Here is a 23,538-nt window from a genome sequence, read left to right on the forward strand (position 1 = left end):
CCAAATGCCCGGACGGTGCGCGCACACGCGCGGCTCGTTCAGTCGATGTCGCGGCGCCAGGTGGTGAAGAAGCCGATGACGAGGAAGACGACCGCGTACCCGAGCAGCACGAGGCCGCCCGCCCACCACTCGAGACTGCTGTTGGCGCCCGTCCCCATCGTGCCGAAGATCGTCTGGCCGACCAGGGCGTCGCTCGCAGCGCTCGGGAACCACTTGACGACGTCGCCGAACCCCTCGACCAAGCCGCCGATGGTGCGCACGATCGGCTCGACGAAGAGCGTGACCGCGAGGACGATGACGATCGCGGCGACCTGGTTGCGCACGACCGTGCCGACTCCGATGCCGACGAGGGCCCAGAGGGCGAACGCCAGCAGCATGCGTCCGATGAGCACCCACGTGTCGGAGTCGCCCAGGGCGGCGTCGATCCCGAAGATGCTCAGGACCCCCGCGCCGGCGGCGACCGCGGCGATCGAGCCCAGGATGCCGTAGAGCAGCCCGACCACGATGCCGACGACGAACTTGCCGACGAGGACGACGCCGCGGCGCGGGGTCGACAGGAACGTCGGCGTCAGCGTCTTGTGGCGGAACTCGGTGGTGACCATGAGCGTGCCGATGAGCAGCGGGAAGACGTAGCCCACCGCCGTGGCGGAGCTGTAGACGAGAGGGGGGACCCCCTCGGTCGACATCGCGGGGCCGTTCGCTCCCGCGAGCTCGCCGGAGGCGACGCCGCCGAAGACGAAGGCGAGGGCGGCGGCGGTGAAGCCGACGTACGCGACGAGGACGATCGCCAGCACCCACCATCCGACGGTGCTGAACTGCTTGGTGTACTCCGCGCGCGTGGCGGCGACGAGGCTCATCGCTGGACCTCCTGGTCGGCGGGCTGTGCGGCGGGTCGATCGGCCGGCTGGTCGGGCGAGACGATGTCGATCACGCCGGTCGAGGCGACGGCGTACGACTGCCGCGGACCCGTGTCGGGTGCGGCGGTCGCGGGGCGCAGCGTGCGCGGCGGGGTCAGAACCGCCACGAGGGCGGTCGAGGGGCGGGCCTCGTCACGCGGGGCCGAAGCTTCCGCCGAGAGTGCGTCGTGGCTCACGGCCGGCGCGGGTTCTGCGGCCGGGTCAGGGAAGGCGTCGAGGCTCGTCGCGGGCGCCGGGGTGCCGGCATCCGGAATCGATCCTGCCGCGGAGACCGCGCCCGCGCTCTCGTGGACGCGCACGCCGCTCACGAGTTCGAGGAAGATGTCTTCGAGGCTCGCGCCCTTGCTCTGGAGGTTCGACAGGGCGATCCCCGCACCGGCGGCCAGCCCGCCGATCTCGACCGGATCGTGGTGGCGGATCGTGAAGCCGTTGCGCAGCAGCTGGTACTCGATGCCGCTCTCGTCGAGCACGCGCGACAGACCCGGGCGATCGGGGGAGTCGACGACGGTCGCGAACTCGTCGGGATCGGCGAGGTCTTCGATGCCGCCCTGGAACACCAGACGGCCGCGCGAGATGATCAGCAGCGCGTCGACCGTCTGCTGCACCTCGGCGAGCAGGTGCGAGGAGATGAGGACCGTGCGTCCCTCTTCGGCGAGGTGCCTCAGCAGCGAGCGCATCCAGCGGATGCCCTCGGGGTCGAGGCCGTTCGACGGCTCGTCGAGCACGACCACCCCCGGGTCGCCTAGGAGGGCGGTGGCCAGCCCCAGGCGCTGGCGCATGCCGAGCGAGAAGCCGCCGACGCGGCGACCGGCGACGTCGGCCAGTCCGACGAGACCCAGCACATCGTCGATGCGGGAGGTCGGCAGGCCCGCGGCGCGGGCGTAGACGTTGAGGTGGTTCGCGGCGGATCGACCCGGGTGGAAGCTCGAGGCCTCGAGCGCCGCGCCCACCGTCTGCAGCGGTGAGGACAGCTCGCTGAAGCGCTTGCCGCCGATCGTGGCGGTGCCCGTGGTGGGGCGGACGAGCCCCAGCAGCATGCGCAGGGAGGTGGTCTTGCCGGCGCCGTTGGGACCGAGGAAGCCGGTGACCTGCCCGGGTTCGATGCGGGCGGAGAGATCGTCGACCGCGGAGATCGCACCGAAGCGTTTCGTGAGCCCGGCGAGCTCCAGCACCTGTCCGTCGGGCATACGGCACCTTTCGTTCTGCGTGCGTTCTTCCCATCTTCCCCGATCCGGGGGCGAAAACACAGTTGTCCACAGCCGAGGGCGCGGCGGGGCGGCTGTGTAACGTGGCACCGTGCACGCACAGCGAACCGAAGACGTCAGCGCGGGCGAGAGCGCGGGCGAGACCCCCGCCGCCGGCGCCCCCGCCGACAGCGTCCTCGTCGGAGGCCGGGGCGGCCTCGGTCACCTGACGCTGAATCGCCCGCGGGCCATCAACGCCCTCGACCTCGAGATGATCCGCGCTCTGCACCTCACGCTCGACCGCTGGGAGAACGACACCGACGTCGACGTGGTCCTGCTCGACGGCGCGGGCGAGCGTGGCTTCTGCGCCGGCGGAGACGTACGCGCGCTCCACGAGATGGTCACGGCGGGTCGGGTCGACGAGGTGCACGCCTTCTTCCGCGAGGAGTACGCGCTCGATCACTGCATCGCGATCTCCCGCAAGCCGGTGATCGCGATCGCCGACGGCGTCTGCATGGGCGGGGGCATCGGGCTCGCCGGTCACGCGGCCATCCGCATCGTGACGGAGCGCTCGAAGCTCGCCATGCCCGAGACCCGCATCGGCTTCACCCCCGACGTGGGCGGCTCATGGTTGCTGGGTCGCGCCCCCGGCCGGATCGGCGAGTACCTGGCTCTCACGGGCGGGACGATGGATGCCGCGGACGCGGTGTACGCCGGCTTCGCCGACCACATGGTGCCCACCGCGCACCTCGAGGCGCTGTACGAGGCGCTCGAGAACCGCGCCGACCCGTCGAGCCCGACCGAGCTGGTTCTGCTCTTCGACGAGACCCCCGAGCGCTCGCGGCTCGAGGACGCGCGCGAGTGGATCGACGACGCTTTCGCGGCCGAGGATGTCTTCGGCATCCTGGACCGCCTGCGTCGGCGACCCGAACCCGAAGCGCGCGAGACGGCCGAGCTGCTCGCGTCGTCGGCGCCGACGGCGCTCGCCGTGACGCTCGAGGCGGTCCGCCGCGCTCGGGAGCTGCCGTCTTTGCGGGCGGCTCTGGCGCAAGAGTACGGACTGGTCATGTGGTTCGCCTTCACGCAGCCGGATCTCGTCGAGGGGATCCGCGCCCAGGTCGTCGACAAGGATCGGTCGCCGTCGTGGTCGCCCGCGCGCCTCGAGGATCTTCCCGCCGAGCGCGTCGCCGAGGCCTTCGCCTACGCTCCCGACCCCGCGCTGTGGTGACGAAGAGGTGATCCGGACGTGACCTCGCCGCGGCGCCGCTGGTCGATCGGTCGAGCCCTCGACGGGTTCTTCTTCGTCTTCGCCGGTCTCGCCGCGATCTGGCTCGCGTACCTGAGCCTGACGCAGTCGTTCTCGCTCGGGTGGGCGGGCGTGCTCATGGCCATGGCCTTCTGGGTGCTGCTCGCCTATCTGGTGCTGCCGCGGTTGCACCGGATCCTCACCGCGATCTACGTCCCCGACTACTTCATGGGGCGCACCCGCACGTCCGACGGTCTGCTGGGCGACCCGGTCAACCTGGCTCTGCTGGGCGAGCGCGCCCAGATCGAGGCGGTGATGCTCACGGCGGGATGGATCCCGGCCGATCCGGTCGATCTCCGGTCCTCGTGGCGCATCATCGCGTCGACGCTGACCCGTCGCAGCTACCCCCGCGCGCCGGTGAGTCCGCTGTTCCTCTTCGGTCGGATGCAGGATCTCGCGTACCAGCAGGAGGTCGCCGGCTCTCCCGCCCAGCGTCACCACGTCCGCCTGTGGCGGTGCCCGGACGGATGGTTGCTGCCCGGGGGACGTCGGGTCGACTGGCTGGCGGCCGGCACCTTCGATCGCGCGGTGGGCCTGTCGCTGTTCACCCTGCAGGTCACGCACCGGATCGATGCCGACACCGACATCGAGCGCGATCACATCGTCTCGAGCGTCACCGCCGTGCCCGGGGTGCGGGTCGACGTCATCCGCGATTTCGCGACCGGGTATCACTCCCGCAACGGCGGAGGGGACAGCATCACCACCGACGGCGACCTGCCCATCGTCGACGTGCGGGGCGTCCGCCCGTCGGGCCAGGCGGGGGTGACGTCGTGACGGCGGATCGATCCGCCGGGGGCGCTCCGCGCAAGAGACCCGCGTTCGAGCCGCCTCTCGACCCGGCGGCCGATCCGCCACGGCGCCGGCCGATCGCCATCGTGGCGGGAGCGGTGCTCGTGCTGCTGCGGGCGGCCGCGGGGGCGCTGTGGGCGGTGAGCGTGGCGTTCTCGCTCCCGCCCTGGCTCCGGCAGATCGCGGGGGCGGCCAGCGGCGACGCCAGCGAGCCCGCGGACTTCACCGTGTCGGATGTCGGAATCGGCACGACGGTGTTCCTCGTGATCCTCGGCATCGTCTGCGCGGTGCAGGTGGTGCTCGGCATCCGGATCCTCTTCGGGGGGAACCTCTCGAGGGTCGTCGTCATGCTCATCTCGGTCGGCTCGATCTCGGCGAGCTTCGTGGGGTGGTGGGAGTTCGGTCAGGAGATCACGGTGAGAACGACCCTGCTGACGCTGAGCCTCGACATCCTGGTGCTCCTCGCCCTCTCGAGCCGGGATGCCGCGGCGTTCTCGCGCGCGAAGAGGTCGCGGCTGGGGTGAGACGGCGCGTTCCGGGGGTGCGTCCGGGCCGTACCCAGCCGTGGCGGGTTAGCCTGAGAGGCGCCGCGTCCTGGCGGCAGAACGGATGACGCACGTGTTCGACAGTCCCATGTCGTCCTCGGCATACGAGGTGCTCCGCGTCGCGGCCGACATCGACGATGAGGGTCTGCGCCGCGCGTATCGCGTGCGTCTGCGCGAGACCCACCCCGACACCGGTGGCGACGCCGCACTCTTCGTCCAGGTGCAGCGCGCCTGGGAGCTCGTCGGAACGCCCGAGGCGCGCAGCGCCTACGACCGCGGTCGCGGAACGGCTTCCGGGGAGTGGGGCGGCGGGGTGCCGGCATCCGCCCCCTCTCGTCCGACCGACACGCGTCCGCGTGCACGCTCGCACGGCCAGCCCGGTGGGTGGCGTCGCGAACGGTATCTCGGACTCATCCGCGAGTGGGTGGGGCGCGGCGTCGACATCCCCGACCCCTACGACCCGGCGCTGGTCCGTTCGGCCCCGCCCGAGATCCGGCACATCCTCGCCGACGCGCTCGCCGAGGAGGAGACCGCGCGCCTCGTCTCGGAGCTGGGCATGGGGTACACGGTGTGGCACGACGTCTTCGCCGACCGCGACGGCCGCGATCCGGAGCAGAAGCTCGACCACCTCGTGCTCGGACCCAGCGGCCTCTACGCCCTGCTCAGCGAGGACTTCGGCGGTCCGGTGGGCGTGCGGCGCGGTGAGATCACCGGCCCGAACGTCATCGGGTCGCCGGTGACCGAGCTCGTCTCGCGCGCCCGCGTGATCGCCCGTGCGGCGGGCGTCCGCTTCAGCGGAGCGATGGTCGTCCTTCCCGACGACGCCGTGCTCGACGCGATCACCGAACTCGGCAAGGTGCGCGGGACGCCCGTGGCCCTCGTCACCCGCAGCGCCCTGACCACCCTGCTCCGACGCGGTATCACCGGGGGGCGCGAGGTCGGCGGCACCGAACTGTTCGACATCCGCACGCGACTGCAGCAGCGCGTGCGACACGTCTAGATCCATCCGCGCGGGCGTGTCTAGGGTGGAGTCATGAGTACCGACGAGACCTCGGGTGCCTCGGCATCCGACGACATGAAGCGCAAGTTCAAGGAAGCGCTGGAGAAGAAGAACGGTCAGCAGCGTTCGGGCCAGGCGCACCTCGACGGCCACTCCGCCGTGCAGGGCACGCACGGAGCGGTCACCAAGCGGGAGTTCCGTCGCAAGAGCGGCTGAGCCCCTCTCCCCGACGTGAGGTGCCGGGGACCCCTCTCGCGAGCGGTCCCCGGCACCTCACGTGCGTTTCAGGGGCGCGTCGAAGAACGCCCGCTCGAGCTCCATGGATCGGTCATAGGCGGCGGCCATCTCGCGGCGGGCGGCGGGAGATGCCGATCGTGCGGCGGCATCCGCGATCCTCTCCGCCTCGGCGGATGACGCGGCGAACGTCTCGTCGCCGTAGGCCGTGAGCCAGTCGGCGTAGGGATGGTCGGGGGTGAACGTGCCACGCCAGCGGACCCCGATGTCGGTGTAGAGCACGTAGCAGGGCAGGATCGCCGCGACCAGGACCGCGTACGACCCGCCCGCGGCAGCGGCGTGGAGGTGGTCGGTGTACGCCCACGTCGTGGGTGCGGGCTCGAGCCCCGTCGGATCGACGTGCGACTGGTGCAGCGCCGCCTCTTCCACCAGGCACGACACCGAGGCCGCCGCCCAGAACCGCTGCTCCTCGACGGTGGGCGCGAGGGCTGCGGCGCGCGCGAGCACGCGGGCGTATTCGCGCAGATACAGCAGATCCTGCCCGAGGTACCGATCGAAGGCATCGCGGTCGAGATCTCCGGATGCCAGACCCCGCACGAACCCGCACGCGTCGACCTCCGCGCGGATCGAGGCGGTGGCATCCCACCGCTCGCCGCTCCACGATCGACCGAGGTCGAGGTGCGGGCGCAGTTCGTGCAGGTGGTCGATCGGGCCGTTGCCCCGACCGACGTGCAGGGCTTCGGCGTGCTCCAGGGCCCCGGTGAGCCAGCGCTTCGCGCGGGTGAGGGCGTCGGGCCAGGCCAGACCGTGCGCGGCCAGTGTCGCCATCGCCGACGACAGCGAGCAGCCGGTGCCGTGGGTGTGCGGGGTGTCGACGCGGCGGCCCGAAACCTCGTGCACACCGGTGGCGTCGACGATGGCATCCGGGCAGTGTCGGCCGTCCAGGTGACCGCCCTTGAGGAGGACCGCGGTGTCGGCCACTGCCGCGAGCTGTACGGCCTGGGCGACCGCGGCCTCCCAGGTCGTCGCGACGGCTTCGCGCACCAGCACCGCGAGTTCGGGGAGGTTGGGGGTGACGAGGTCGGCGCGGTGGCAGAGTGCGCGCACGGCGTCTTCGGCGTCGGCCTCGAGGAGGCGGTCACCGCTGGTGGCGACCATGACGGGGTCGAGGACGACGATCGGCGGTCGCGTGGCGGTGAGCCACGCATCGACGGTGGCGATGACGTCGGTCGAGCCGAGCATGCCGATCTTTACCGCGTCGATCTCGACGTCGTCGCTGACCGCACGCAACTGCTCCTCGAGGAAGGTCGTCGGCGGCACGTGGACGCTCCGGACCCCGCGGGTGTTCTGGGCGACCAGGGCCGTGACCGCGGCCATTCCGTATCCGCCGAACGCGGCGATCGACTTCAGGTCGGCCTGAATGCCCGCCCCGCCAGTCGGATCGGTGCCGGCGATGCTCAGGACGCGGGGGATCACGCCTGTTCCTCCCACGCCGCGCGGAGGCGCCGGACGACCTCGCCCGGGTCGTCGGCCTCGCTCACCACAGAGACGACGGCGACTCCCGCCGCACCGGCGCGGCGGAGGGCGGTGACGTCGTCGAGACCGATTCCCCCGATCGCGACGCACGGGAGGGGAGTGGATGCCGCGAGCTCGCCGAACCCTCCGATGCCGAGTGGTCGCGGGTGGTCGGGCTTCGTCGAGGTGGCTCGGATCACGCCGACGCCGAGGTAGTCGACCGTGCCCGCGGGCAGCGCCTCCACCGCGGTGAGGTGCGCCGGGGTGTTCGCCGTCCATCCGATGAGGGCGTCGGATCCGAGCAGGGCGCGCGCCGCGTCGGCGGGCAGGTCGTTCTGGCCGAGATGGACGCCGTCGACGCGAGCGCGGTCGTGGTGACGGAGGTGCTCGCGCGCGGCCAGGACGACGTCGAGGCGATCGTCGACGACGAACCTGCAGCGTCCCGCGACGACGTCGGCGAGGTCGAGGGTACGGGCGAACAGTTCTGCGCCGCTCGCGACCTTGTCGCGCAGCTGCACCACGCTCGCGCCCGCGGTGACGGACTCGTCGACGAGGTCGCGCAGGCGCGAGAACGGCACGCGGTGATCGGTGACGAGGTGCAGGGACAAGTCGGCGGTCATCGTGCGACCTCGGTGTCGACGCCGACGCGTCCGTCGAGGTCGGCGGGCTGGATCGCGGCCAATTCGTCGAGGAACGCCACCGCGAACGACCCCGGCCCTCCTGTTCGGGATGCCGCCCGCTCCGACGCCACGGCCCAGATGGCGCTGGCGGCGCTCGCCGCATCGAACTCGGGGGCGACGGCGAGCAGGCTCGCCATCGCGGCCCCGAGCGCGCAGCCGCCGCCGGTGACCTTGGTCAGCAGGGCGCTGCCGCCGGTCACGCGCGCCGTGCGGGTGGCATCCACGATGAGGTCGGTCTCTCCCGAGACGGCGACGGTGCCGCCGGTGCGGATCGCGAGGGAGCGTGCGGCGTCGAGGGCGTCTTCGGCGGAGTCGGTGGCGTCGACCCCGCGGCCGCCGGCGCCGGCTCCCGCGAGGGCGAGGATCTCGGACGCGTTCCCGCGGATGATCGCCGGTCGGTGTTCGAGGAGCTCGTGTGCGAGGGCGGTGCGCACGGGCAGGGCGCCGACGGCGACGGGGTCGAGGACCCAGGGGGTTCCCGCGGTGACGGCCTCTCGGGCGGCATCCCTTTGCTCGCTGGTGGGGGTGCCGAGGTTGATGAGCACCCCGCCCGAGATTCCGGCGAACATCCCGGCCTCTCCGGGGATGTCGCACATCGCGGGCGCCGCGCCGAGGGCGAGCAGCGCGTTGGCGGTGAAGTTCGTCACCACCGCGTTCGTGATGCACTGCGTCAGCGGGGCGGCCTCGCGCAGAGCGTCGAGGGCTGCTACGGCGGTGCTGGTTGTGAGGGTGGACGGAGACGACGACGTGCGAACGACCATTCGCGACATCCCTTCGCTAGTACGAACTAGATCAGGTTCGACGGGTGTGTTCTCAGCCCTTGCGGGCACCCCGTGTCACTGTCTGGCACGCTAGCAGGTCGTCGGCCTACGGATGCCGGGCTCCGGATGCCGCGCCTCAGTCGTCGCGCGAGCCCGCGGCGGCGTTCTCGGAACGAGGGCCGGTCTCTTCGTCGTCTTCGAGACGAGGGGCGATGGGGCCGCCGAGGCCGCGTCGCTCGTCGCGGCGATCGGAGCGTGAGCCCGCGCCCATACCTCCGGCGCCCCGGCTGCCGGCGGCGCCGGCCGTGCCGCCGCCGGCTCCACCGGTGGTGGCCGACGTCCCGGCTCCACGGCTTCCGGCCGCGGCGGCGTTCGCGCCGGTTCCGGATGCGCCCGTGCCGCCTGCGCCGCCGCCCAGGGAGCCGGTTCCCGGGCGTCCGCCGAGCCCCGTGCCGGTGCCCGAGGCTCCGCTCTTGCCGGGTTCGTCGGGGAGGAGCCATCGTGCATGTGTGCATGCTAACGGGGACCTCCGACATTGGCCGGGGGAGAAAATCCCAGGTGGGGATAATTTCTCACGGGGTGGGCCTGTGGAGGAACAGTGCCCGAGGGGGAGTCCGGCTATGGAAGCAGGGGCACCTCACCGATCGCGCAGCGCCGCCCGCACGAACTCGACCGCATCGTCGGCCGAGACCCCGAGGCGGCGCACAGCCTCGACGTACGTGCGCGCTGCACCCGCGGCGCGAGCGGAGGCCGCGTCGGCCCCCTTCACGAACGTGCCGGCACGGCCGCGCGTCTCGACGTAGCCCGCCTCCTCGAGTTCCTTGTAGGCGCGCGCGACGGTGTTCGCGGCGAGACCGAGCTCCGTCGCCAGAGCCCGAACGGGCGGCAGCCGCGTCCCCGCGACGAGCTCGCCGGCGTCGATCTGCGCGATGACCTGCGTCCGCACCTGCTCGAACGGCGGCGTCGGGGAGGTGGCATCCACGGAGAGGTTCATGACTCAGTCGTTCAGGCCGAAGAGGTCGAGAGGGTGGGTGAGGCGCCACCACGGGCTCGGCGGGTCGATCTCGCCGGTGAGCTTCACATCGACCGTGTCGGCGTCGACGGGACCGGTCGCGGTCAGTGTCCCGACGGTCGAGCCCGCCGTGGTGGTGTCGCCGAGGCTGAACGACGTCGAGGTCTGCGCCGCTCCGCCGTTCCACAGCACGACCGTGGCGTCGGACGCGGTCACGAGATCGATGTCGGGACCCCACAGCGTCTCGACCTTGCCGACCAGCGTGCCGGCGGACACCGACGGCTTCGGCTGCAGCTCCTGCTCGATGCGGGAGAACAGATCCCGGGCCGCCTGATTGCGGCTGTCGGGACCGGGCTGACCGAGCACGGCGGCATATGCCCTCACGGTGGCGGAGCCGATGGTGATGTCTTTCGCGGTCAGCAGGTTCCAGGCGTCGAGGGTGCCCGTCTTCACCCCGACCACTCCGGGGTCGGCCAGCAGGGCGTTGCCGTTCTTGAACGTGCCTGCCCCGGGCAGGGTCAGCTCGGGGGTGCGCACGATCTCGGCGATCACGGGATTGGCGAGCGCGCGCTCGGCCAGGGCGATGAGCGCCGCGGGAGTGGCGGTGTTGCCGGCCTCGATGCCGGTGGGGTTCGCGATCGTGATGCCCCCGATAACCCGCTCGGCGAGGTACTGGGTCGCGGCGGCCGAGAACTCGGCATCCGTTCCGAAGAGGTCGTTCGACAGCCGCTGCGCGTAGTTGTTGGCGGAGGCGATGAGCATGCCCTGCAGCATCTGCAGCTGCGTGAGGCTACCGTCGACGGGGACGTCGAGCGAGGACTCCCCGCGCGCCCGGTACTGCCAGTAGTCGGCGCTGTCGGCCTGGGTGAAGGAGTAGCTCTTGCCCTGTTCTCCGGGGGCGAGCGGCAGCCGGTCGAGGACGACGAGAGCCGTCACGACCTTGGTGATGCTCGCGATCGACTCGGGCGCGCTGGCCGACGACGACAGGGTGTCGGGGACGCCGTCGATCGCGATCGCCGCTTCGCCCTCGGTGGGCCACGCCGGAACGGCCGCCGCAGCGGCGATCGGCTGCACGGCCACGGGACGGGTCGTCGGCATGACGGCGTTCAGCGGCCACAGCAGCGTCGTCGCGGCGTACGCGGCGATGATCAGCACGAAGAGAAGCGTGGGGATGACCGTGCCGGGGCGCAGGATCGGCCGGCGCGCGCCGGCGAGCAGATCCGCGGAGCGGGACGTGGCACCCGAGACGACGAACGCGGGGGCCGGGCGTGGGGCTCCCGCATCGTCGGGATCGACCCAGAGCAGCGCACCGAGCGCCACAGGAAGAGACGTCGCGGGGGTGGATGCCGCAGGCTCGGTCGCCGCGGCGGACGCAGCGCCCGCAGGGGAGACGGATGCCGGAGCCGTCACGCCGGGGGCGTCGCCGGCGGGGGAGTCGGATGCCGGGATCGCGGCGGGTGCACCGCCGGCGAGGGGGACGGACGCCGCGGAAGGTGCGTCAAGGGAAGAGTCTCCGGATGCCGTGGACTCACCCGCCGCGATGGGCGCGGGCGTCACATCGGTCGAGCCGTTCAGCGCGGGCGTCGAGGACACCTCACCCTCTCGGACCGCCGGCTCCGACCGCACGGCCGGGTACGTGGCATCCGAAATCGAGAGGGCGGGGCCCAGATCGCCCGTCGTCGACAGGGCGGGCCCGAGGTCGTCGGCGATCGCCGCGCGAGGCGGGGAATCCTGGGTACGCAGCGCACGCCGTGAGGCCGGGGTCTGCTCGTGCACCCGCCCACGCTACCCCGCGACACCCCTCTATACTCATCACGACAACCACGGGAGTCCGGTGAGCCGGGCTGAGAGGAAGCGAATCCACGCTTCGACCGTCGAACCTGATCCGGATCATGCCGGCGCAGGGAGGAGAGAAATGCACACGTCCCCGTCTGCCCTCGCGAACCGTTCGTCGGTCGCCACCACGGACCGGTTCCGCTGGCGCGTCGTCGACATCGTCGTCGCCGCCGTCCTCGGCGTCGCGATCGGACTGCTCTTCTGGGGCTGGAACACCGTCGGCGGCGTCTGGTTCACCTCGATGGACGGCCTCACCCCGGGCCTGGGCGGCATCGCCGTCGGCATCTGGCTGATCGGCGGCGTCATCGGCGGCCTCGTGATCCGAAAGCCCGGCGCGGCCCTGCTCGTCGAGCTCATCGCGGCGATCGTGTCGGCCCTGATCGGGAACGTATGGGGCGTCACCACGATCTTCTCGGGCCTCGCCCAGGGCCTGGGCGCCGAGCTGATCTTCCTCGCCTTCCTCTACCTGCGCTTCACCCTCCCCGTCGCGATGCTCGCGGGTGTGGGCGCGGGCGTCGGCGCGTGGGTGCTCGAGCTGTTCCTCACGCCCAACCTCGCCAAGTCGCTCGAGTTCAACCTCATCTACCTCGGCACCCTCGCCATCTCGGGCGCTCTGCTGGCCGGCCTCGTCGGTTGGCTCCTCGTGCGCGCCCTCGCCGCCACCGGAGCGCTCAGCCGCTTCGCCGCGGGCCGGGAAGCGCGCCGCGACGTCTGATGACGGGCCCCGCACGCGTCGACGTCGAGGGCTGGGGCTGGCGCTACGCCGGTCGTAAGCTTCCCGCCACGCGCGAGGTCGACCTCGTCATCGAGCCCGGGGAGCGCGTCCTGCTGCTCGGCGCCTCGGGGTCCGGCAAGTCGACCCTGCTCGCGGGCCTGGCGGGCTTGCTCGGCGGCGCCGACGAGGGCGAGGTCACCGGACGCATCCTCGTCGACGGCGCCCCGCCCGAGACGCAGCGGGGCGGCATCGGCCTGGTGCTGCAGGACCCCGAGGCGGGCATCGTGCTGTCGAAGGTCGGCGACGACGTCGCCTTCGGGTGCGAGAACCTCGGGGTTCCGGCCGCGCAGATCCCGGCGCGGGTGGCCGAGGCCGTGGCATCCGTGGGTCTCGCCGTTCCCCTCGACCGCCCCACGAAGGCGCTGTCGGGCGGGCAGAAGCAGCGTCTCGCCCTCGCCGGGGTGCTGGCGATGCGACCGGGACTCCTGCTGCTCGACGAACCCACGGCCAACCTCGACCCCGAGGGCGTTGCCGGAGTCCGAACCGCCGTGGAGCGGGTCGTCGCGCGCGAGAGGACAACCCTCGTGCTCATCGAGCACCGCACGGCGGTCTGGGCCGACCTCATGACCCGGGTCGTCGTGCTCGCCCCCGGCGGCGGCGTGCTCGCCGACGGCCCGCCCGAGCGCGTGTTCGCCGAGTACGGGGACGCCCTGGCCGCCGCGGGCGTGTGGGTGCCGGGTCGCCCGGTCGACCTTCCCATGCTCGAGCCCGTCTCGCGTCCGGATGCCGTGCTGTCGGCGTCCGCGCTGTCGATCGGGCGCGAGCGGCGTACGGTCGTCGCGTCCGGGCTCGACGTGGTCGTTCCGCGCGGGGCCGGAACCGTGATCACGGGTCCCAACGGCGCAGGCAAGTCCACCCTCGCGCTCACTCTCGCGGGACTGCTCCCCGAGCTCGCGGGCGAGGTCCTCGCCGCCGACGAGCTCACGGCCCGCGGAATCCGACGCCCCTCGCGGTGGCGGTCGACCGAGCTGCTCACCCGCATCGGCACGGTCTTCCAGGAGCCGGAGCACCAGTTCCTCGCCTCGACCCTGCGCGACGAGCTCGCCGTCGGACCCCGCGCCCTGCGCAAGACGCCGACCGAGGTCGACCGCATCGTCGACGAGCTACTGGAGCGACTCGATTTGGCATCCCTCGCTCTGGCGAACCCCTTCACGCTGTCGGGAGGGCAGAAGAGACGCTTGTCGGTCGCGACGGTGCTCGCCGCGTCTCCCGCGGTCATCGTGCTCGACGAGCCGACGTTCGGCCAGGATCGCCGCGGGTGGATCGAACTGGTCGCTCTGCTGCAGCGCGAGATCGAGCGCGGACGCTCGGTGGTCGCCGTCACGCACGACGCCGACGTGGTGCGTCACCTGGGGCAGCACCGCATCCGGTTGGGGGAGGCCGCGTGAGCGCCCTGACCGTCGAGAGCCCGCGCACGGCCTGGCTCGACGGGGTGAACCCCGTGACGAAAGTCGCTATGGTCCTCGTGCTCGCGGTGCCCCTGCTCGTCTCGATCGACGCGGTGAGCGCCGGGACGGCGTTGGTCCTCGAGCTGCTGTGCGCGCCGCTGACGGGAGTGGCCTACGCCACCGTGCTGAAGAGGCTCGTGCCGGTGATCGTCTTCGCCCCCGTGGCCGCGGTGAGCATGCTGCTGTACGCCCGCCCAGGCGGGACCGTCTACGGCACCTTCCTGTTCGCCACGGTCAGCGACGACTCGATCGCGCTGTCGCTCGCGGTTCTGGTGCGCGTCGTGGCTCTGGCGGCGCCGATCATCCTGCTCTTCGCACGAACCGACCCCACCGAGCTCGCCGACGCCCTCGCCCAGGTGGCGAAGCTGCCCAGCCGGTTCGTCCTGGGGGTGCTCGCCGGCGCCCGCACGGTCGGGCTGTTCGTCGACGACTGGCGCACCATGACCCTGGCCCGTCGAGCGCGGGGACTCGGCGATCGGGGGGCGCTCCGCCGGTTCTTCTCGATGGCGTTCGTGCTGCTCGTGTTCGCCGTGCGGCGCGGCACGAAGCTGGCCACGGCGATGGAGGCCCGGGGGTTCGGCTCCGACATCGAGCGGACGTGGGCTCGTCCATCGACTCTTTCGGCTCGGGATGCCGTGGCCCTCGGCGGGGCGATCGTGCTCATCGTCGTGGCGCTCGCGGCGGCGGTGCTGTCGGGGGCGTTCCGGGTGGTGGGGACGTGAATTCTCCTTCCCGCGCGCCGGCTTCGTTTCAGAACACGTACTCGAAACAGAGCGAGCGCGGCATCGTCTCGAGGTACGGCTCGTAGACGGGGATGGGGGTGAAGCCGGCGGCGGCGTACATCCGCAGAGATTCGGGCTGCATGCGCCCGCTCTGCAGGATCACGCGTCGCGCACCCCCGCGCCGGGCGAGATCGACCACCGCGGCGGTCAGCGCCGAGCCGATGCCGCGCCGACGCCCCGCGGGCACCACGATCAGGCGCTTGAGCTCCCACTCCTCGTCGAGGCGGCGCAGGATCACATGCCCGAGCGGGGTGTCGTCGGCATCGATCGCGAGAAGCGTCGCCACGACCTGCTCGGGATGCACGGCGAGGGCCTCGCCGCGCTTCGCGGCGAACTCGGGGGTGTCGTCGGCGTCGGCGTCGCGATACCGCTCGTCGAGATCGGCGTCCAGAACGCTGCGCAGCGCGACGGCACGGGGGTCGTCGACATCGACCTTCTCGATGCGGAAACCGGGGGAAGTCACCCGTCGAGCCTAAGCGTCAGCGGGGTACCGGTGAGCGGGGGGTCGCGCTGTTGCGCATCCGAGGGGTGCGCCGGGTCGGAAGGGAATGCGCGCGGCGGCCGATCTGTTTCGACAGCGGCAGAATGTGCACGGGGGATGCCATGGAACTGTCGTTCGGATTGCTCGCGGTCAGCGCGGCCGTCGCGGGTGCGGTGATGTTCGTCGCCCTGCCCCGCCTCGGCGCTCCCGCTCCCCTCACTCTCTTCTTTCGGTTCGCCGCCGTCGCCGGCGTGACGGCGGTGGGATCCAGTTGGATGTACGCCATCTACGGCGCGGGCGGCGGCATCCCGACCCTCGTCGTGGGGGATGTGGCGATGGTCCTCGCCCCCGGGCTGCTGCTCATCGCGCTGACCGCCCTGGCGGGGCGGCGCACGCGGAACGCGACGGTGGTGGTCCTCGCGCTCGCGGTCGGGGTGGCCGTCGTCACCGCCACCGTGCCGCTGCCGGGCTCGCTCGCCGTCAAGGCGCTCGCTCTGGCGGCGACCTGCGGGGCGTGCGCGTGGGCCGCGAGCCGTTCGCCCGTCGAGCCGTTCGCCCCGCTGCGCGTGATCGCCCTGACCACCGCGATGTACGCGGCGTATTCGCTCTCGCGGGTGGTCGTCGGCGGCACGGTCGGGTGGGACTCCGCGCTGTACGGCATGGCGTTCTCGTTCGTCCCCGCCACGGTGCTGGGCGCGCTCGCCGTGCTCGCGGTCGGCGCCGCGGTGGTGCGCGTGCGGTTCGGACCGCGCGACGAGGCGGAGACCCCGCAGTGCCCCGCGGGGGCGGCGGTCGTCGTGGGCGATTGGGATCTGGCATCCGCCGCCTATGGCCCCGATCGCATGCGGAACCTCGTCGCCGACCTCCGCGCGGCGGCCCGCGACCTCGACCCGGTCGCGGTCGATGTGCCCCGCGGTGTCGAAACCCACGTCCCCGACGCGATCCCCGCTCTCGGTAACCGCTTGCGGAGCGCGTACGGATGGGAGCCCGAGCAGACGATCCTGCTCGTCGACGGCGCGGCCACGGCGGCGATCCGCACCCGGCCGGGGCGTCGGGCCCGTAAGGTCCGAATCTCGGCGCGGACCTGAGTCTCGACTAAAGTGGGACTCGGTTTCAGCTTCGAAGGAGAACGCATGGATATCGCAGGAGCATCCGCCCTCGTCACCGGCGGCGCCTCGGGCCTCGGGCTCGCGACCGCGCGGCGCCTGGCGGAGGCCGGAGCCCGGGTCACGATCGTCGACCTGCCGTCCTCGAACGGCGCCGCGATCGCCGAGGAGCTGGGAGGCTCGTTCGCCCCCGCCGACGTGACGGACGCCGAACAGATCGCCGCCGCCGCCGCCCTCGCCGCCGACGCGGGTCCGTTGCGGGTCGTCGTCAATTGCGCAGGCATCGCGCCCCCGGCCAAGGTGCTCGACCGCGACGGTCGTCCGTCTTCTCTGCAGGACTTCGAGCGCGTCGTGCGCGTCAACCTCATCGGCACGTACAACGTGATCGCGCAGACCTCGGCGGTCATGGCGAAGGTCGAGCCGACCGCCGGCGGTGACCGCGGCGTCATCGTGAACACCGCGAGCGTCGCGGCCTTCGACGGGCAGATCGGCCAACCGGCGTACTCGGCGAGCAAGGGCGGTGTGCACGCGATGACGCTCCCGGTCGCACGGGAACTCGCGCGCTACGGCATCCGCGTCGTCACCATCGCCCCCGGGATCATGGAGACCCCGATGCTCATGGGCCTGCCGCAGGCGGCTCAGGACTCTCTCGGCCAGCAGGTGCCCTACCCCTCGCGGCTCGGCGCCCCCGACGAATACGCGCGTCTCGTGCTCGCGATCGCCGACAACGGCTACCTCAACGGCGAGACGATCCGTCTCGACGGCGCGATCAGAATGGCACCGAAGTGACCGACGGCATCCTGCTCCACATCTCGGAGGGCCTGGCGCGCGTCACGTTCGACCGGCCCGCGTCGCTGAACGCGATGGACTTCCCGATGGCCGCGCGCTGGCGCGAGGTCGCGCACGAGGTCACCTCCGACTCCTCGGTCGGAGCGGTGATCCTGGATGCCAACGGCCCCGCGTTCTGTGCGGGCGGCGACGTGGTGGCCATGGCGACGACCGGCTCGTCGGGCGCCGAGGTGACCGAGACGGCCGCGGCGATCCACGACGGCATCCGCACCTTCGCCGAGGCGCCGCTCCCGATGGTGGCGGCCGTGCAGGGAGCGGTGGCGGGCGGGGGCCTGGGGCTCATGCTCACCGCCGATTACGTCGTCGCGAGCGAGAACGCGCGCTTCGTCAGCCGGTACGCCAACATCGGGCTCACGCCCGACCTGGGCGTGTCGACCCTGCTGCCCGCGGCGATCGGTCAGCGGCGGGCGCTGCAGCTGTTGCTGCAGGATCGCATGCTGACCGCCGCGGAGGCCCAGGACTGGGGACTGGTCGCGGAGGTCGTGGCATCCGGAGATCTGGTCTCGCGCGTCGAGGAGATCGCGCGGTTCTGGCTCGACGGAGCGACGGCCGCCTTCGGCCAGGCCACGCGGCTCGTTCGCGTGGGGGCCGGTCGCACCTTCGCCGAGAACCTCGCCGACGAGGCCGCCACCATCGGCGCCGCCTTCGATACCCCCGAGGCGAAGGCGCGTGTCGCCGCGTTCGCCGCCGCCTCCGCGAAAGGACGCTCATGACCACGCCTTCTTCCGGCGCTCCGCTGGCGGGCAAGACCATCCTCATGTCGGGCGGAAGCCGCGGTATCGGCCTGGCGATCGCGCTGCGCGCGGCCCGCGACGGGGCGAACATCGCGATGCTGGCCAAGACCGACACCCCGCACCCCAAGCTGCCGGGGACGGTGCACACGGCCGCGGACGAGATCCGGGCGGCGGGCGGGCAGGCGCTGCCGATCGTGGGCGACGTGCGCGACGGAGACTCGATCACCGAGGCCGTCATGCGGACGGTCGGGGAGTTCGGCGGTATCGACATCGTCGTCAACAACGCCAGCGTCATCGACCTGTCGGGCTCGCTCGAACTCGCCACGAAGAAGTACGACCTGATGCAGGACGTGAACGTGCGCGGGACCTTCCTGCTCTCGCGGGCGGCCGTACCGCAGCTCCGCGAGGCCGCCAACCCGCACATCCTGTCGCTGTCGCCGCCGCTGAACGTGACGGCGCGCTGGCTGGGGGCTCACACGGGGTACAGCCTCGCGAAGTTCGGCATGACCATGGCCACGCTCGGGCTCGCGGCGGAGTTCGCCGGGGCCGGGATCGCCGCCAACACCCTCTGGCCGCGCACCACGATCGCGACCGCGGCGGTGCAGAACGTCATCGGCGGGGACCGGCTCATGGCCGTCTCGCGGACGCCGGAGATCTACGCGGATGCCGCGTACGAGGTGCTGATCTCGCCGTCGCGCGAGCGGACGGGGCAGACGCTGATCGTCGAGGACGTGCTGCAGGCCGTTGGGGTGACCGATTTCTCGGGATACGCCGCCGTGCCGGGGACGCCGGATGAGGCGATGTACCCGGACATCTTCCTGGACTGACGCGGGGTGCGGGGTGCGGGGTGCGGGGTGCGGGGTGCGGACGGGGCGGCGCGCGCCTGACCCCGCGATAAACGCTCGCTGCACTCGGAAACGCTCTCGGCGGGCGTTTCCCGGTGCAGCGAGCGTTTATCCAGCGGGCGCCGCGGCCGGCAGCCAAGCAGCGACCGGGCCCGGTGACGGGCGGGCGCTGCGGCCCGGCTGGCCGGCAGGCCCCCGGCCTCAGATCAGGCCCAGCTCCGCGAAGGCGTTGTGTACGCCGTCGTCGAGCACCGCGCTCGTCACGCGACCGGCCAGGCGCTGCAGCTCGGGCACGGCGTTGCCCATCGCGACGGGGGTGCCGACCACCTCGAACATCTCGACGTCGTTCCAGCTGTCGCCGATGCCGATGGCATCCGTCGCCTCGATACCGAGCAGGGTGAGCACCTCGGTGATCGCGGAGCCTTTGGTGACGCCGGCCTGACCGATCTCGCCGTTCGAGCCGCCGGGGAGCGGGATCGACCCGGGGATAACGTGGAACGAGTCGCCGAGCTCCTGCGCCGCGTGGGTCACGGTGTCGATGGAGGGGCTGACGAACACGGCCTTGGCGACGGCGTCGCGGTCGACCTCGGCGACCGGGCGCGGTTCACGCCAGAGGGGCTGCTCGGGAGGCAGGCCCTGAGCCTTGAGCTCGGCCGCGCGCTTGTCGTGTCGTTCGCGCCGGTAGGCGGTCATCACCGGGCCCATGCCTTCGCTGGCATATACGCCGCCGTGGGTCTGGAGGAAGTAGTGGATGCCGTGTGCCTCGAAGTACCGCTCCACCGCCTCGACGTCGGCCCGGGGCATCGGGTGCGCCACAATCAGCGCATCGTCGCCCGGCTCCTCGCCGCGCGTCGCGTACGCACCGCCGTTCGTGATGGCTCCGTCGAACCCGATGGCGCGCACGTCGGGGTGGATGTCGCCCGCGGATCGTCCCGTGCACAGCCATACGAGGTGGCCGTTCGCGCGGGCTCGGCGCACGGCGGTCACGGTGGAGGGGGCGATGGTCGAACCATGCTCGAGGATCGTGCCGTCGACGTCGAGGAAGGCGATGCGGGTCATGTGCGCTCCACAGGGATCGACGCCGGAGCGCGATCGAGTCGGGTTCTCGACGCGGATACCGCGTCGAGAAAGGTCGGTGCCGGGCTCGCGAGCATCGGCGACACCGCCACGGTACTCGACCGATCTTCACGCCCACCGTCGCGATTCGACATGTCGGAATCGTCGTGTACAGTGACCGACGGACATGTGACTGGTCATGCAGGCAGGATCCGAACGCAGTGCGAGAGCACCGCCTTCGGGTCCTTTTTTGTTTGTCCGGGCGACTTCGGAGTCGACGTCGCACCGCGTGTCCTTCGATCCAAGGAAGGACTTCGATGACCAATCAGGACAGCGCCCGCGCGATCCTCGAGCACGTCGGAGGTGCGGCCAACGTGGCCTCGCTCCACCACTGCTCGACCCGCCTCCGCTTCACGCTCGCCGACGACTCGCAGGCCGACGAGGCCGCCCTCAAGGCCACACCCGGCGTCATCGGCGTGGTGCTCGGCACTCAGACGCAGGTAATCGTGGGTTCGGGTGTGAACGACTACTTCCGCGAGATCGAGAAGCTGCGCGCGGGAAGCGGCACGCGCGCCGCCGCACGCACCGATGCGACGAAGCCGAAGTTGACGCTCAAGCGCGCCGGGTCGGTGTTCATGGACTTCGTCGTCGGCGTGTTCACCCCGATCATCCCCGCCGTCGCCGGCGCGGGGATCTTCAAGTCGTTCCTCATCCTCGCCGTCGCGCTCGGCTGGCTGCAGACGACCGACCAGACCTATCAGGTGCTCACCGCGATCCCCGACGCGGTCTTCTTCTTCCTCCCGCTGCTGGTGACCTACACCGCCGCGAAGAAGCTCGACGTGAACATCCCGCTCGCGCTCGGCATCGTGGGTCTGCTGGTGTTCCCGGCCTTCGCCACCCTTCTCACCCAGGAGGGCGGGGTTGCACTGTTCGGCCTGGCGGTGCCCGCGATCGCCTACAACGCGCAGGTCTTCCCGCCGATCCTCGCCGTGCTGCTGCTCGCCGTGGTCGAGCGCTTCGCCCGCCGCATCAGCCCGAGCGTTATCAGCACGTTCCTCGTGCCGCTGATCTGCTTCGTCGTCGTGGCACCCGCCACGATCTTCCTGCTCGGTCCGCTCGGCTTCTTCCTCGGTACCCTGCTGACCGGCGCGATGCTCTGGCTCTACGGCACGCTCGGCTGGATCGCCGTCGCGCTGATGGCCGCGGCCCTTCCCTTCATCGTCTCGGTCGGCATGCACAAGGCGTTCATCCCGCCGACGGTGGCCACGATGGCCTCCGCGGGCAAGGAGAGCTTCTACCTCGTCGCCTCGCTCGCCCACAACCTCGCCGAGGCGGGCTCGAGCCTCGCCATCGCCGTGCGCACGAAGAACAAGACGCTGCGCGGCACCGCGATCTCGTCGGGCATCTCGGCCTTCTTCGGCATCACCGAGCCGGCCCTCTACGGCGTGACGCTGCAGAACCGGCGCGCGATCATCTCGGTCGTCATCGGCGCGTTCGTGGGCGGTTCGTACCTCGGCATCGCGGCGATTTCGGCTTTCGCTCTGGTCAGCCCCGGAGCGGCATCCATCTCGATGTTCATCGACATGGCCAACCCCTGGAACCTGCTGCACGCGGTCATCGGTGCGCTCGTCGCCATGGTCACCTCGTTCATCGTGTCGTTGGTGATCTGGAAGGACTCCGACTCGGCCACCGTACGTCTGCTCGAGCAGCAGGCGGGCACGTCGACCCCGGTCACGGCAAGCGTCGCCGGCGAGATCGTCGCCCCCATGACGGGTGAGGTCATCGCCCTCGAGCAGGTCGACGACCCCGTATTCTCGGGAGGCATCCTCGGACCGGGCGTTGCCATCCGACCCACCGACGGCGAGGTGCGCGCTCCCATCAGCGGAACCGTCTCGAGCCTGCTGCCCTCGCGTCACGCCCTCGGCATCCTGGGCGACGACGGCCTCGAGGTGCTCGTGCACGTCGGCCTCGACACCGTGCGCCTCGAAGGTGCCCCCTTCACCGCGCACGTGGCCCAGGGCGACCGCGTCGAAGCCGGTCAGCACGTGCTGACCGCCGACCTGGCCGCGATCGAGGCCGCAGGCCTCGACATCACGACCCCCGTCGTCGTGCTCAACGGCGATGCCTACGACGTCGCCCCCCTCGTCACCGGACGCGTCGCCGCGGGCGCCGCTCTGCTATTGACCGATGCGAAGGAGACCGCGAATGGGATTGCCTGACGGATTCCTCTGGGGCGGCGCGCTCGCCGCCAACCAGGCCGAGGGTGCCTGGAACGAAGGGGGCCGCGGCCCCGCGGTCTCGGACGTGTCGAAGTACCGGCCGAACGTCGACCCGCGCGAGTACGCGGTGCACCACCAGCACACGCTCGAGAGCATCGCCGCGGCCATGGCCGACGACGACATCGCGTACTACCCGAAGCGTCGCGGCATCGACTTCTACCACCGCTACCGCGAAGATCTCGCGCTGTTCGCGGAGATGGGCTTCTCGGTGCTGCGGGTCTCGATCGCCTGGTCGCGGCTGTACCCGACGGGCGAAGAGCTCGAGCCGAACGAGGAGGGCATCGCGTTCTACCTCGACCTGTTCACCGAGATGCGCCGTCTCGGCATCCGGCCCCTGGTGACGCTGTCGCACTACGACCCCCCGCTCGCGCTGGCGCTGAAGAACAACGCGTGGGTCGACCGCGGCATCATCGCCCTGTTCGAGCGCTTCTCGCGCACGTGCTTCGAACGCTTCGGTCACCTCGTCGACCTCTGGTTGTCGTTCAACGAGATCGACGGCATCATCCGCCACCCCTTCACCTCGGGCGGCATCATCGACGAGACCGTCGACGGCTCCCTCGAGCAGGCCTGCTACACGGCGCTGCACCACCAGTTCGTGGCATCCGCGTCGGTGACGAAGATGCTGCACGAGATGTGGCCCGAGTCCGAGATGGGGTGCATGCTGACGATGCTCACCACGTACCCAAACACCTGCCACCCCGACGACGTCGCGGCGACCCAGGCCAAGGAGCGCCTGCTCTACCTGTGCACCGACGTGCAGGCCGGCGGCGCGTACCCGCGCTTGGCGCTGAAGGCGCTGGAGGCCCGGGGCATCGGCATCCCGTTCGAAGAGGGCGACGTCGAACTGCTGCGCGACCACCCGGTCGACTACATCTCGTTCTCGTACTACATGACCCTCACCGAGTCGGTGCGACCGGATGCCGAGCGCACTCCGGGCAACACGGTGCTCGGTGTGAAGAACCCGTTCCTGGAGTCGAGCGAGTGGGGGTGGCAGATCGACCCCGTCGGCCTGCGGATCTCGCTCATCGACCTCTACGACCGCTACGGCAAGCCGCTGTTCATCGTGGAGAACGGCCTCGGCATGCGCGACGAGCTCACCGACGACGGCCGCATCCACGACCCGTACCGCATCGATTACTTCCGGTCGCACTTCGCGGAGATGATCCGCGCGGTCGATGAGGGCGTGGAGCTGCGCGGGTACACGAGCTGGGCGCCGATCGACATCATCAGCGCCTCGTCGTCGCAGATCTCGAAGAGGTACGGTTTCATCCACGTCGACCAGGACGACCTCGGAAACGGCACCGGCGAACGACGTCGCAAGGACTCCTTCTTCTGGTACCAGAAGGTCATCGCCTCGAACGGGGCCGACCTGGCGTGACGATCGCACTCGTTGCGCGTCCGCCG

Annotated in this window: 23 protein-coding genes and 2 riboswitches; of the genes, 14 read left to right on the forward strand and 9 right to left on the reverse strand. The window is 71.3% G+C overall.

Annotated features, from left to right (window positions below; genetic code table 11):
- Positions 1–38: 38 nt before the first annotated feature.
- Positions 39–857, reverse strand: a complete 819-nt coding sequence (locus F9B98_RS07750; RefSeq protein ID WP_150955178.1) for an ABC transporter permease subunit — start codon at positions 855–857, stop codon at positions 39–41.
- On the reverse strand, positions 854–2,104 hold the full coding sequence (locus tag F9B98_RS07755; RefSeq protein WP_150955181.1) for an ABC transporter ATP-binding protein: 1,251 nt from the start codon (positions 2,102–2,104) through the stop codon (positions 854–856). Before F9B98_RS07755 ends, F9B98_RS07750 begins: the two co-directional genes overlap by 4 nt.
- A gap of 109 nt (positions 2,105–2,213) precedes the next feature.
- On the opposite strand from F9B98_RS07755, the gene F9B98_RS07760 reads away from it, so the two are divergent.
- The 5 genes from F9B98_RS07760 to F9B98_RS07780 all read left to right on the forward strand — a co-directional run bounded on the left by F9B98_RS07760 (position 2,214) and on the right by F9B98_RS07780 (position 5,957).
- Complete coding sequence (locus F9B98_RS07760) at positions 2,214–3,329, forward strand: enoyl-CoA hydratase/isomerase family protein (protein WP_150955185.1); 1,116 nt, start codon at positions 2,214–2,216, stop codon at positions 3,327–3,329.
- Positions 3,330–3,347: 18 nt separating this feature from the next.
- The gene (locus tag F9B98_RS07765) at positions 3,348–4,181 is read left to right on the forward strand and encodes an LssY C-terminal domain-containing protein (RefSeq protein WP_150955189.1); all 834 of its coding nucleotides are present in this window, start codon (positions 3,348–3,350) and stop codon (positions 4,179–4,181) included.
- Positions 4,178–4,720 (forward strand): hypothetical protein, encoded by a 543-nt coding sequence (locus F9B98_RS07770; RefSeq protein WP_150955192.1) that lies wholly within the window; start codon positions 4,178–4,180, stop codon positions 4,718–4,720. Before F9B98_RS07765 ends, F9B98_RS07770 begins: the two co-directional genes overlap by 4 nt.
- Before the next feature lie 94 nt (positions 4,721–4,814).
- Positions 4,815–5,741 (forward strand): DnaJ domain-containing protein, encoded by a 927-nt coding sequence (locus F9B98_RS07775; RefSeq protein ID WP_150955195.1) that lies wholly within the window; start codon positions 4,815–4,817, stop codon positions 5,739–5,741.
- A gap of 33 nt (positions 5,742–5,774) precedes the next feature.
- Entirely contained in the window at positions 5,775–5,957 is a 183-nt protein-coding gene (locus F9B98_RS07780; RefSeq protein WP_150955198.1) for a DUF5302 domain-containing protein, read from the forward strand.
- A 57-nt stretch (positions 5,958–6,014) separates the two neighbouring features.
- Here the strand turns inward: F9B98_RS07780 and thiD are convergent, their stop codons facing one another.
- From thiD to F9B98_RS07805, 5 genes are all read right to left on the reverse strand, one after another.
- A complete protein-coding gene (gene thiD / locus F9B98_RS07785) occupies positions 6,015–7,451 on the reverse strand; it encodes a bifunctional hydroxymethylpyrimidine kinase/phosphomethylpyrimidine kinase (RefSeq protein ID WP_150955201.1) in 1,437 nt (478 codons plus the stop codon).
- Entirely contained in the window at positions 7,448–8,110 is a 663-nt protein-coding gene (locus F9B98_RS07790) for a thiamine phosphate synthase (RefSeq protein ID WP_150955204.1), read from the reverse strand. Before F9B98_RS07790 ends, thiD begins: the two co-directional genes overlap by 4 nt.
- Positions 8,107–8,931 carry a hydroxyethylthiazole kinase gene (thiM, locus tag F9B98_RS07795; protein ID WP_150955207.1) on the reverse strand — a complete coding sequence of 275 codons (825 nt, stop codon included), beginning with the start codon at positions 8,929–8,931 and terminating at the stop codon, positions 8,107–8,109. Before thiM ends, F9B98_RS07790 begins: the two co-directional genes overlap by 4 nt.
- A riboswitch (TPP riboswitch) is annotated at positions 8,923–9,014 on the reverse strand. (Overlaps the previous gene by 9 nt.)
- A gap of 554 nt (positions 9,015–9,568) precedes the next feature.
- Complete coding sequence (locus F9B98_RS07800) at positions 9,569–9,925, reverse strand: GntR family transcriptional regulator (RefSeq protein WP_150955210.1); 357 nt, start codon at positions 9,923–9,925, stop codon at positions 9,569–9,571.
- Positions 9,926–9,928: 3 nt separating this feature from the next.
- Positions 9,929–11,719 (reverse strand): D-alanyl-D-alanine carboxypeptidase family protein, encoded by a 1,791-nt coding sequence (locus F9B98_RS07805; RefSeq protein WP_225310256.1) that lies wholly within the window; start codon positions 11,717–11,719, stop codon positions 9,929–9,931.
- Positions 11,720–11,756: 37 nt separating this feature from the next.
- A riboswitch (TPP riboswitch) is annotated at positions 11,757–11,867 on the forward strand.
- Here F9B98_RS07805 and F9B98_RS07810 point away from each other — a divergent pair.
- The 3 genes from F9B98_RS07810 to F9B98_RS07820 all read left to right on the forward strand — a co-directional run bounded on the left by F9B98_RS07810 (position 11,859) and on the right by F9B98_RS07820 (position 14,724).
- Entirely contained in the window at positions 11,859–12,494 is a 636-nt protein-coding gene (locus F9B98_RS07810) for an ECF transporter S component (RefSeq protein WP_150955213.1), read from the forward strand. (Overlaps the previous riboswitch by 9 nt.)
- Positions 12,494–13,942 (forward strand): ABC transporter ATP-binding protein, encoded by a 1,449-nt coding sequence (locus tag F9B98_RS07815; RefSeq protein ID WP_150955216.1) that lies wholly within the window; start codon positions 12,494–12,496, stop codon positions 13,940–13,942. Before F9B98_RS07810 ends, F9B98_RS07815 begins: the two co-directional genes overlap by 1 nt.
- Entirely contained in the window at positions 13,939–14,724 is a 786-nt protein-coding gene (locus tag F9B98_RS07820) for an energy-coupling factor transporter transmembrane component T family protein (RefSeq protein ID WP_150955219.1), read from the forward strand. The genes F9B98_RS07815 and F9B98_RS07820 overlap by 4 nt, the downstream gene beginning before the upstream one ends.
- A 28-nt stretch (positions 14,725–14,752) precedes the next feature.
- Here the strand turns inward: F9B98_RS07820 and F9B98_RS07825 are convergent, their stop codons facing one another.
- Positions 14,753–15,247 carry a GNAT family N-acetyltransferase gene (locus F9B98_RS07825; RefSeq protein WP_150955222.1) on the reverse strand — a complete coding sequence of 165 codons (495 nt, stop codon included), beginning with the start codon at positions 15,245–15,247 and terminating at the stop codon, positions 14,753–14,755.
- A gap of 140 nt (positions 15,248–15,387) precedes the next feature.
- Here F9B98_RS07825 and F9B98_RS07830 point away from each other — a divergent pair, with 140 nt between their 5' ends.
- Genes F9B98_RS07830 through F9B98_RS07845 form a run of 4 tightly spaced genes read left to right on the forward strand, consistent with a single transcriptional unit; the run spans position 15,388 to position 18,781 of the window.
- Complete coding sequence (locus F9B98_RS07830) at positions 15,388–16,353, forward strand: hypothetical protein (RefSeq protein WP_150955225.1); 966 nt, start codon at positions 15,388–15,390, stop codon at positions 16,351–16,353.
- 45 nt (positions 16,354–16,398) lie between these two features.
- Entirely contained in the window at positions 16,399–17,160 is a 762-nt protein-coding gene (locus F9B98_RS07835; RefSeq protein ID WP_150955228.1) for an SDR family NAD(P)-dependent oxidoreductase, read from the forward strand.
- Complete coding sequence (locus F9B98_RS07840; RefSeq protein ID WP_150955231.1) at positions 17,157–17,933, forward strand: enoyl-CoA hydratase/isomerase family protein; 777 nt, start codon at positions 17,157–17,159, stop codon at positions 17,931–17,933. Before F9B98_RS07835 ends, F9B98_RS07840 begins: the two co-directional genes overlap by 4 nt.
- Entirely contained in the window at positions 17,930–18,781 is an 852-nt protein-coding gene (locus tag F9B98_RS07845) for an SDR family oxidoreductase (protein WP_150955234.1), read from the forward strand. Before F9B98_RS07840 ends, F9B98_RS07845 begins: the two co-directional genes overlap by 4 nt.
- A 219-nt stretch (positions 18,782–19,000) precedes the next feature.
- On the opposite strand, the gene F9B98_RS07850 is transcribed toward F9B98_RS07845, so the two are convergent.
- Positions 19,001–19,858, reverse strand: coding sequence for a Cof-type HAD-IIB family hydrolase (locus tag F9B98_RS07850; RefSeq protein WP_150955237.1), 858 nt, complete (start codon positions 19,856–19,858; stop codon positions 19,001–19,003).
- Positions 19,859–20,172: 314 nt separating this feature from the next.
- On the opposite strand from F9B98_RS07850, the gene F9B98_RS07855 reads away from it, so the two are divergent.
- Both F9B98_RS07855 and F9B98_RS07860 read left to right on the forward strand, forming a co-directional pair.
- Positions 20,173–22,074 carry a beta-glucoside-specific PTS transporter subunit IIABC gene (locus F9B98_RS07855; protein ID WP_150955240.1) on the forward strand — a complete coding sequence of 634 codons (1,902 nt, stop codon included), beginning with the start codon at positions 20,173–20,175 and terminating at the stop codon, positions 22,072–22,074.
- A complete protein-coding gene (locus F9B98_RS07860; protein WP_150955242.1) occupies positions 22,061–23,512 on the forward strand; it encodes a glycoside hydrolase family 1 protein in 1,452 nt (483 codons plus the stop codon). Before F9B98_RS07855 ends, F9B98_RS07860 begins: the two co-directional genes overlap by 14 nt.
- Positions 23,513–23,538 lie beyond the last annotated feature (26 nt).

It is taken from the genome of Microbacterium testaceum StLB037 (genome assembly GCF_008763945.1).
In the GTDB taxonomy this organism is placed as follows: domain Bacteria; phylum Actinomycetota; class Actinomycetes; order Actinomycetales; family Microbacteriaceae; genus Microbacterium; species Microbacterium testaceum_G.

Excerpts from the sequence above, each read along its gene's own strand:
- F9B98_RS07830 (WP_150955225.1), top strand. The coding sequence starts at position 15,388 with ATGGAACTGTCGTTCGGATTGCTCGCGGTCAGCGCGGCCGTCGCGGGT.
- thiM (WP_150955207.1), bottom strand. The coding sequence starts at position 8,931 with ATGGTCGTTCGCACGTCGTCGTCTCCGTCCACCCTCACAACCAGCACC.
- F9B98_RS07755 (WP_150955181.1), bottom strand. The coding sequence starts at position 2,104 with ATGCCCGACGGACAGGTGCTGGAGCTCGCCGGGCTCACGAAACGCTTC.
- F9B98_RS07860 (WP_150955242.1), top strand. The coding sequence starts at position 22,061 with ATGGGATTGCCTGACGGATTCCTCTGGGGCGGCGCGCTCGCCGCCAAC.
- F9B98_RS07780 (WP_150955198.1), top strand. The coding sequence starts at position 5,775 with ATGAGTACCGACGAGACCTCGGGTGCCTCGGCATCCGACGACATGAAG.
- F9B98_RS07835 (WP_150955228.1), top strand. The coding sequence starts at position 16,399 with ATGGATATCGCAGGAGCATCCGCCCTCGTCACCGGCGGCGCCTCGGGC.
- F9B98_RS07790 (WP_150955204.1), bottom strand. The coding sequence starts at position 8,110 with ATGACCGCCGACTTGTCCCTGCACCTCGTCACCGATCACCGCGTGCCG.
- F9B98_RS07815 (WP_150955216.1), top strand. The coding sequence starts at position 12,494 with ATGACGGGCCCCGCACGCGTCGACGTCGAGGGCTGGGGCTGGCGCTAC.
- F9B98_RS07855 (WP_150955240.1), top strand. The coding sequence starts at position 20,173 with ATGACCAATCAGGACAGCGCCCGCGCGATCCTCGAGCACGTCGGAGGT.
- F9B98_RS07810 (WP_150955213.1), top strand. The coding sequence starts at position 11,859 with ATGCACACGTCCCCGTCTGCCCTCGCGAACCGTTCGTCGGTCGCCACC.
- F9B98_RS07850 (WP_150955237.1), bottom strand. The coding sequence starts at position 19,858 with ATGACCCGCATCGCCTTCCTCGACGTCGACGGCACGATCCTCGAGCAT.
- F9B98_RS07750 (WP_150955178.1), bottom strand. The coding sequence starts at position 857 with ATGAGCCTCGTCGCCGCCACGCGCGCGGAGTACACCAAGCAGTTCAGC.
- F9B98_RS07800 (WP_150955210.1), bottom strand. The coding sequence starts at position 9,925 with ATGAACCTCTCCGTGGATGCCACCTCCCCGACGCCGCCGTTCGAGCAG.
- F9B98_RS07845 (WP_150955234.1), top strand. The coding sequence starts at position 17,930 with ATGACCACGCCTTCTTCCGGCGCTCCGCTGGCGGGCAAGACCATCCTC.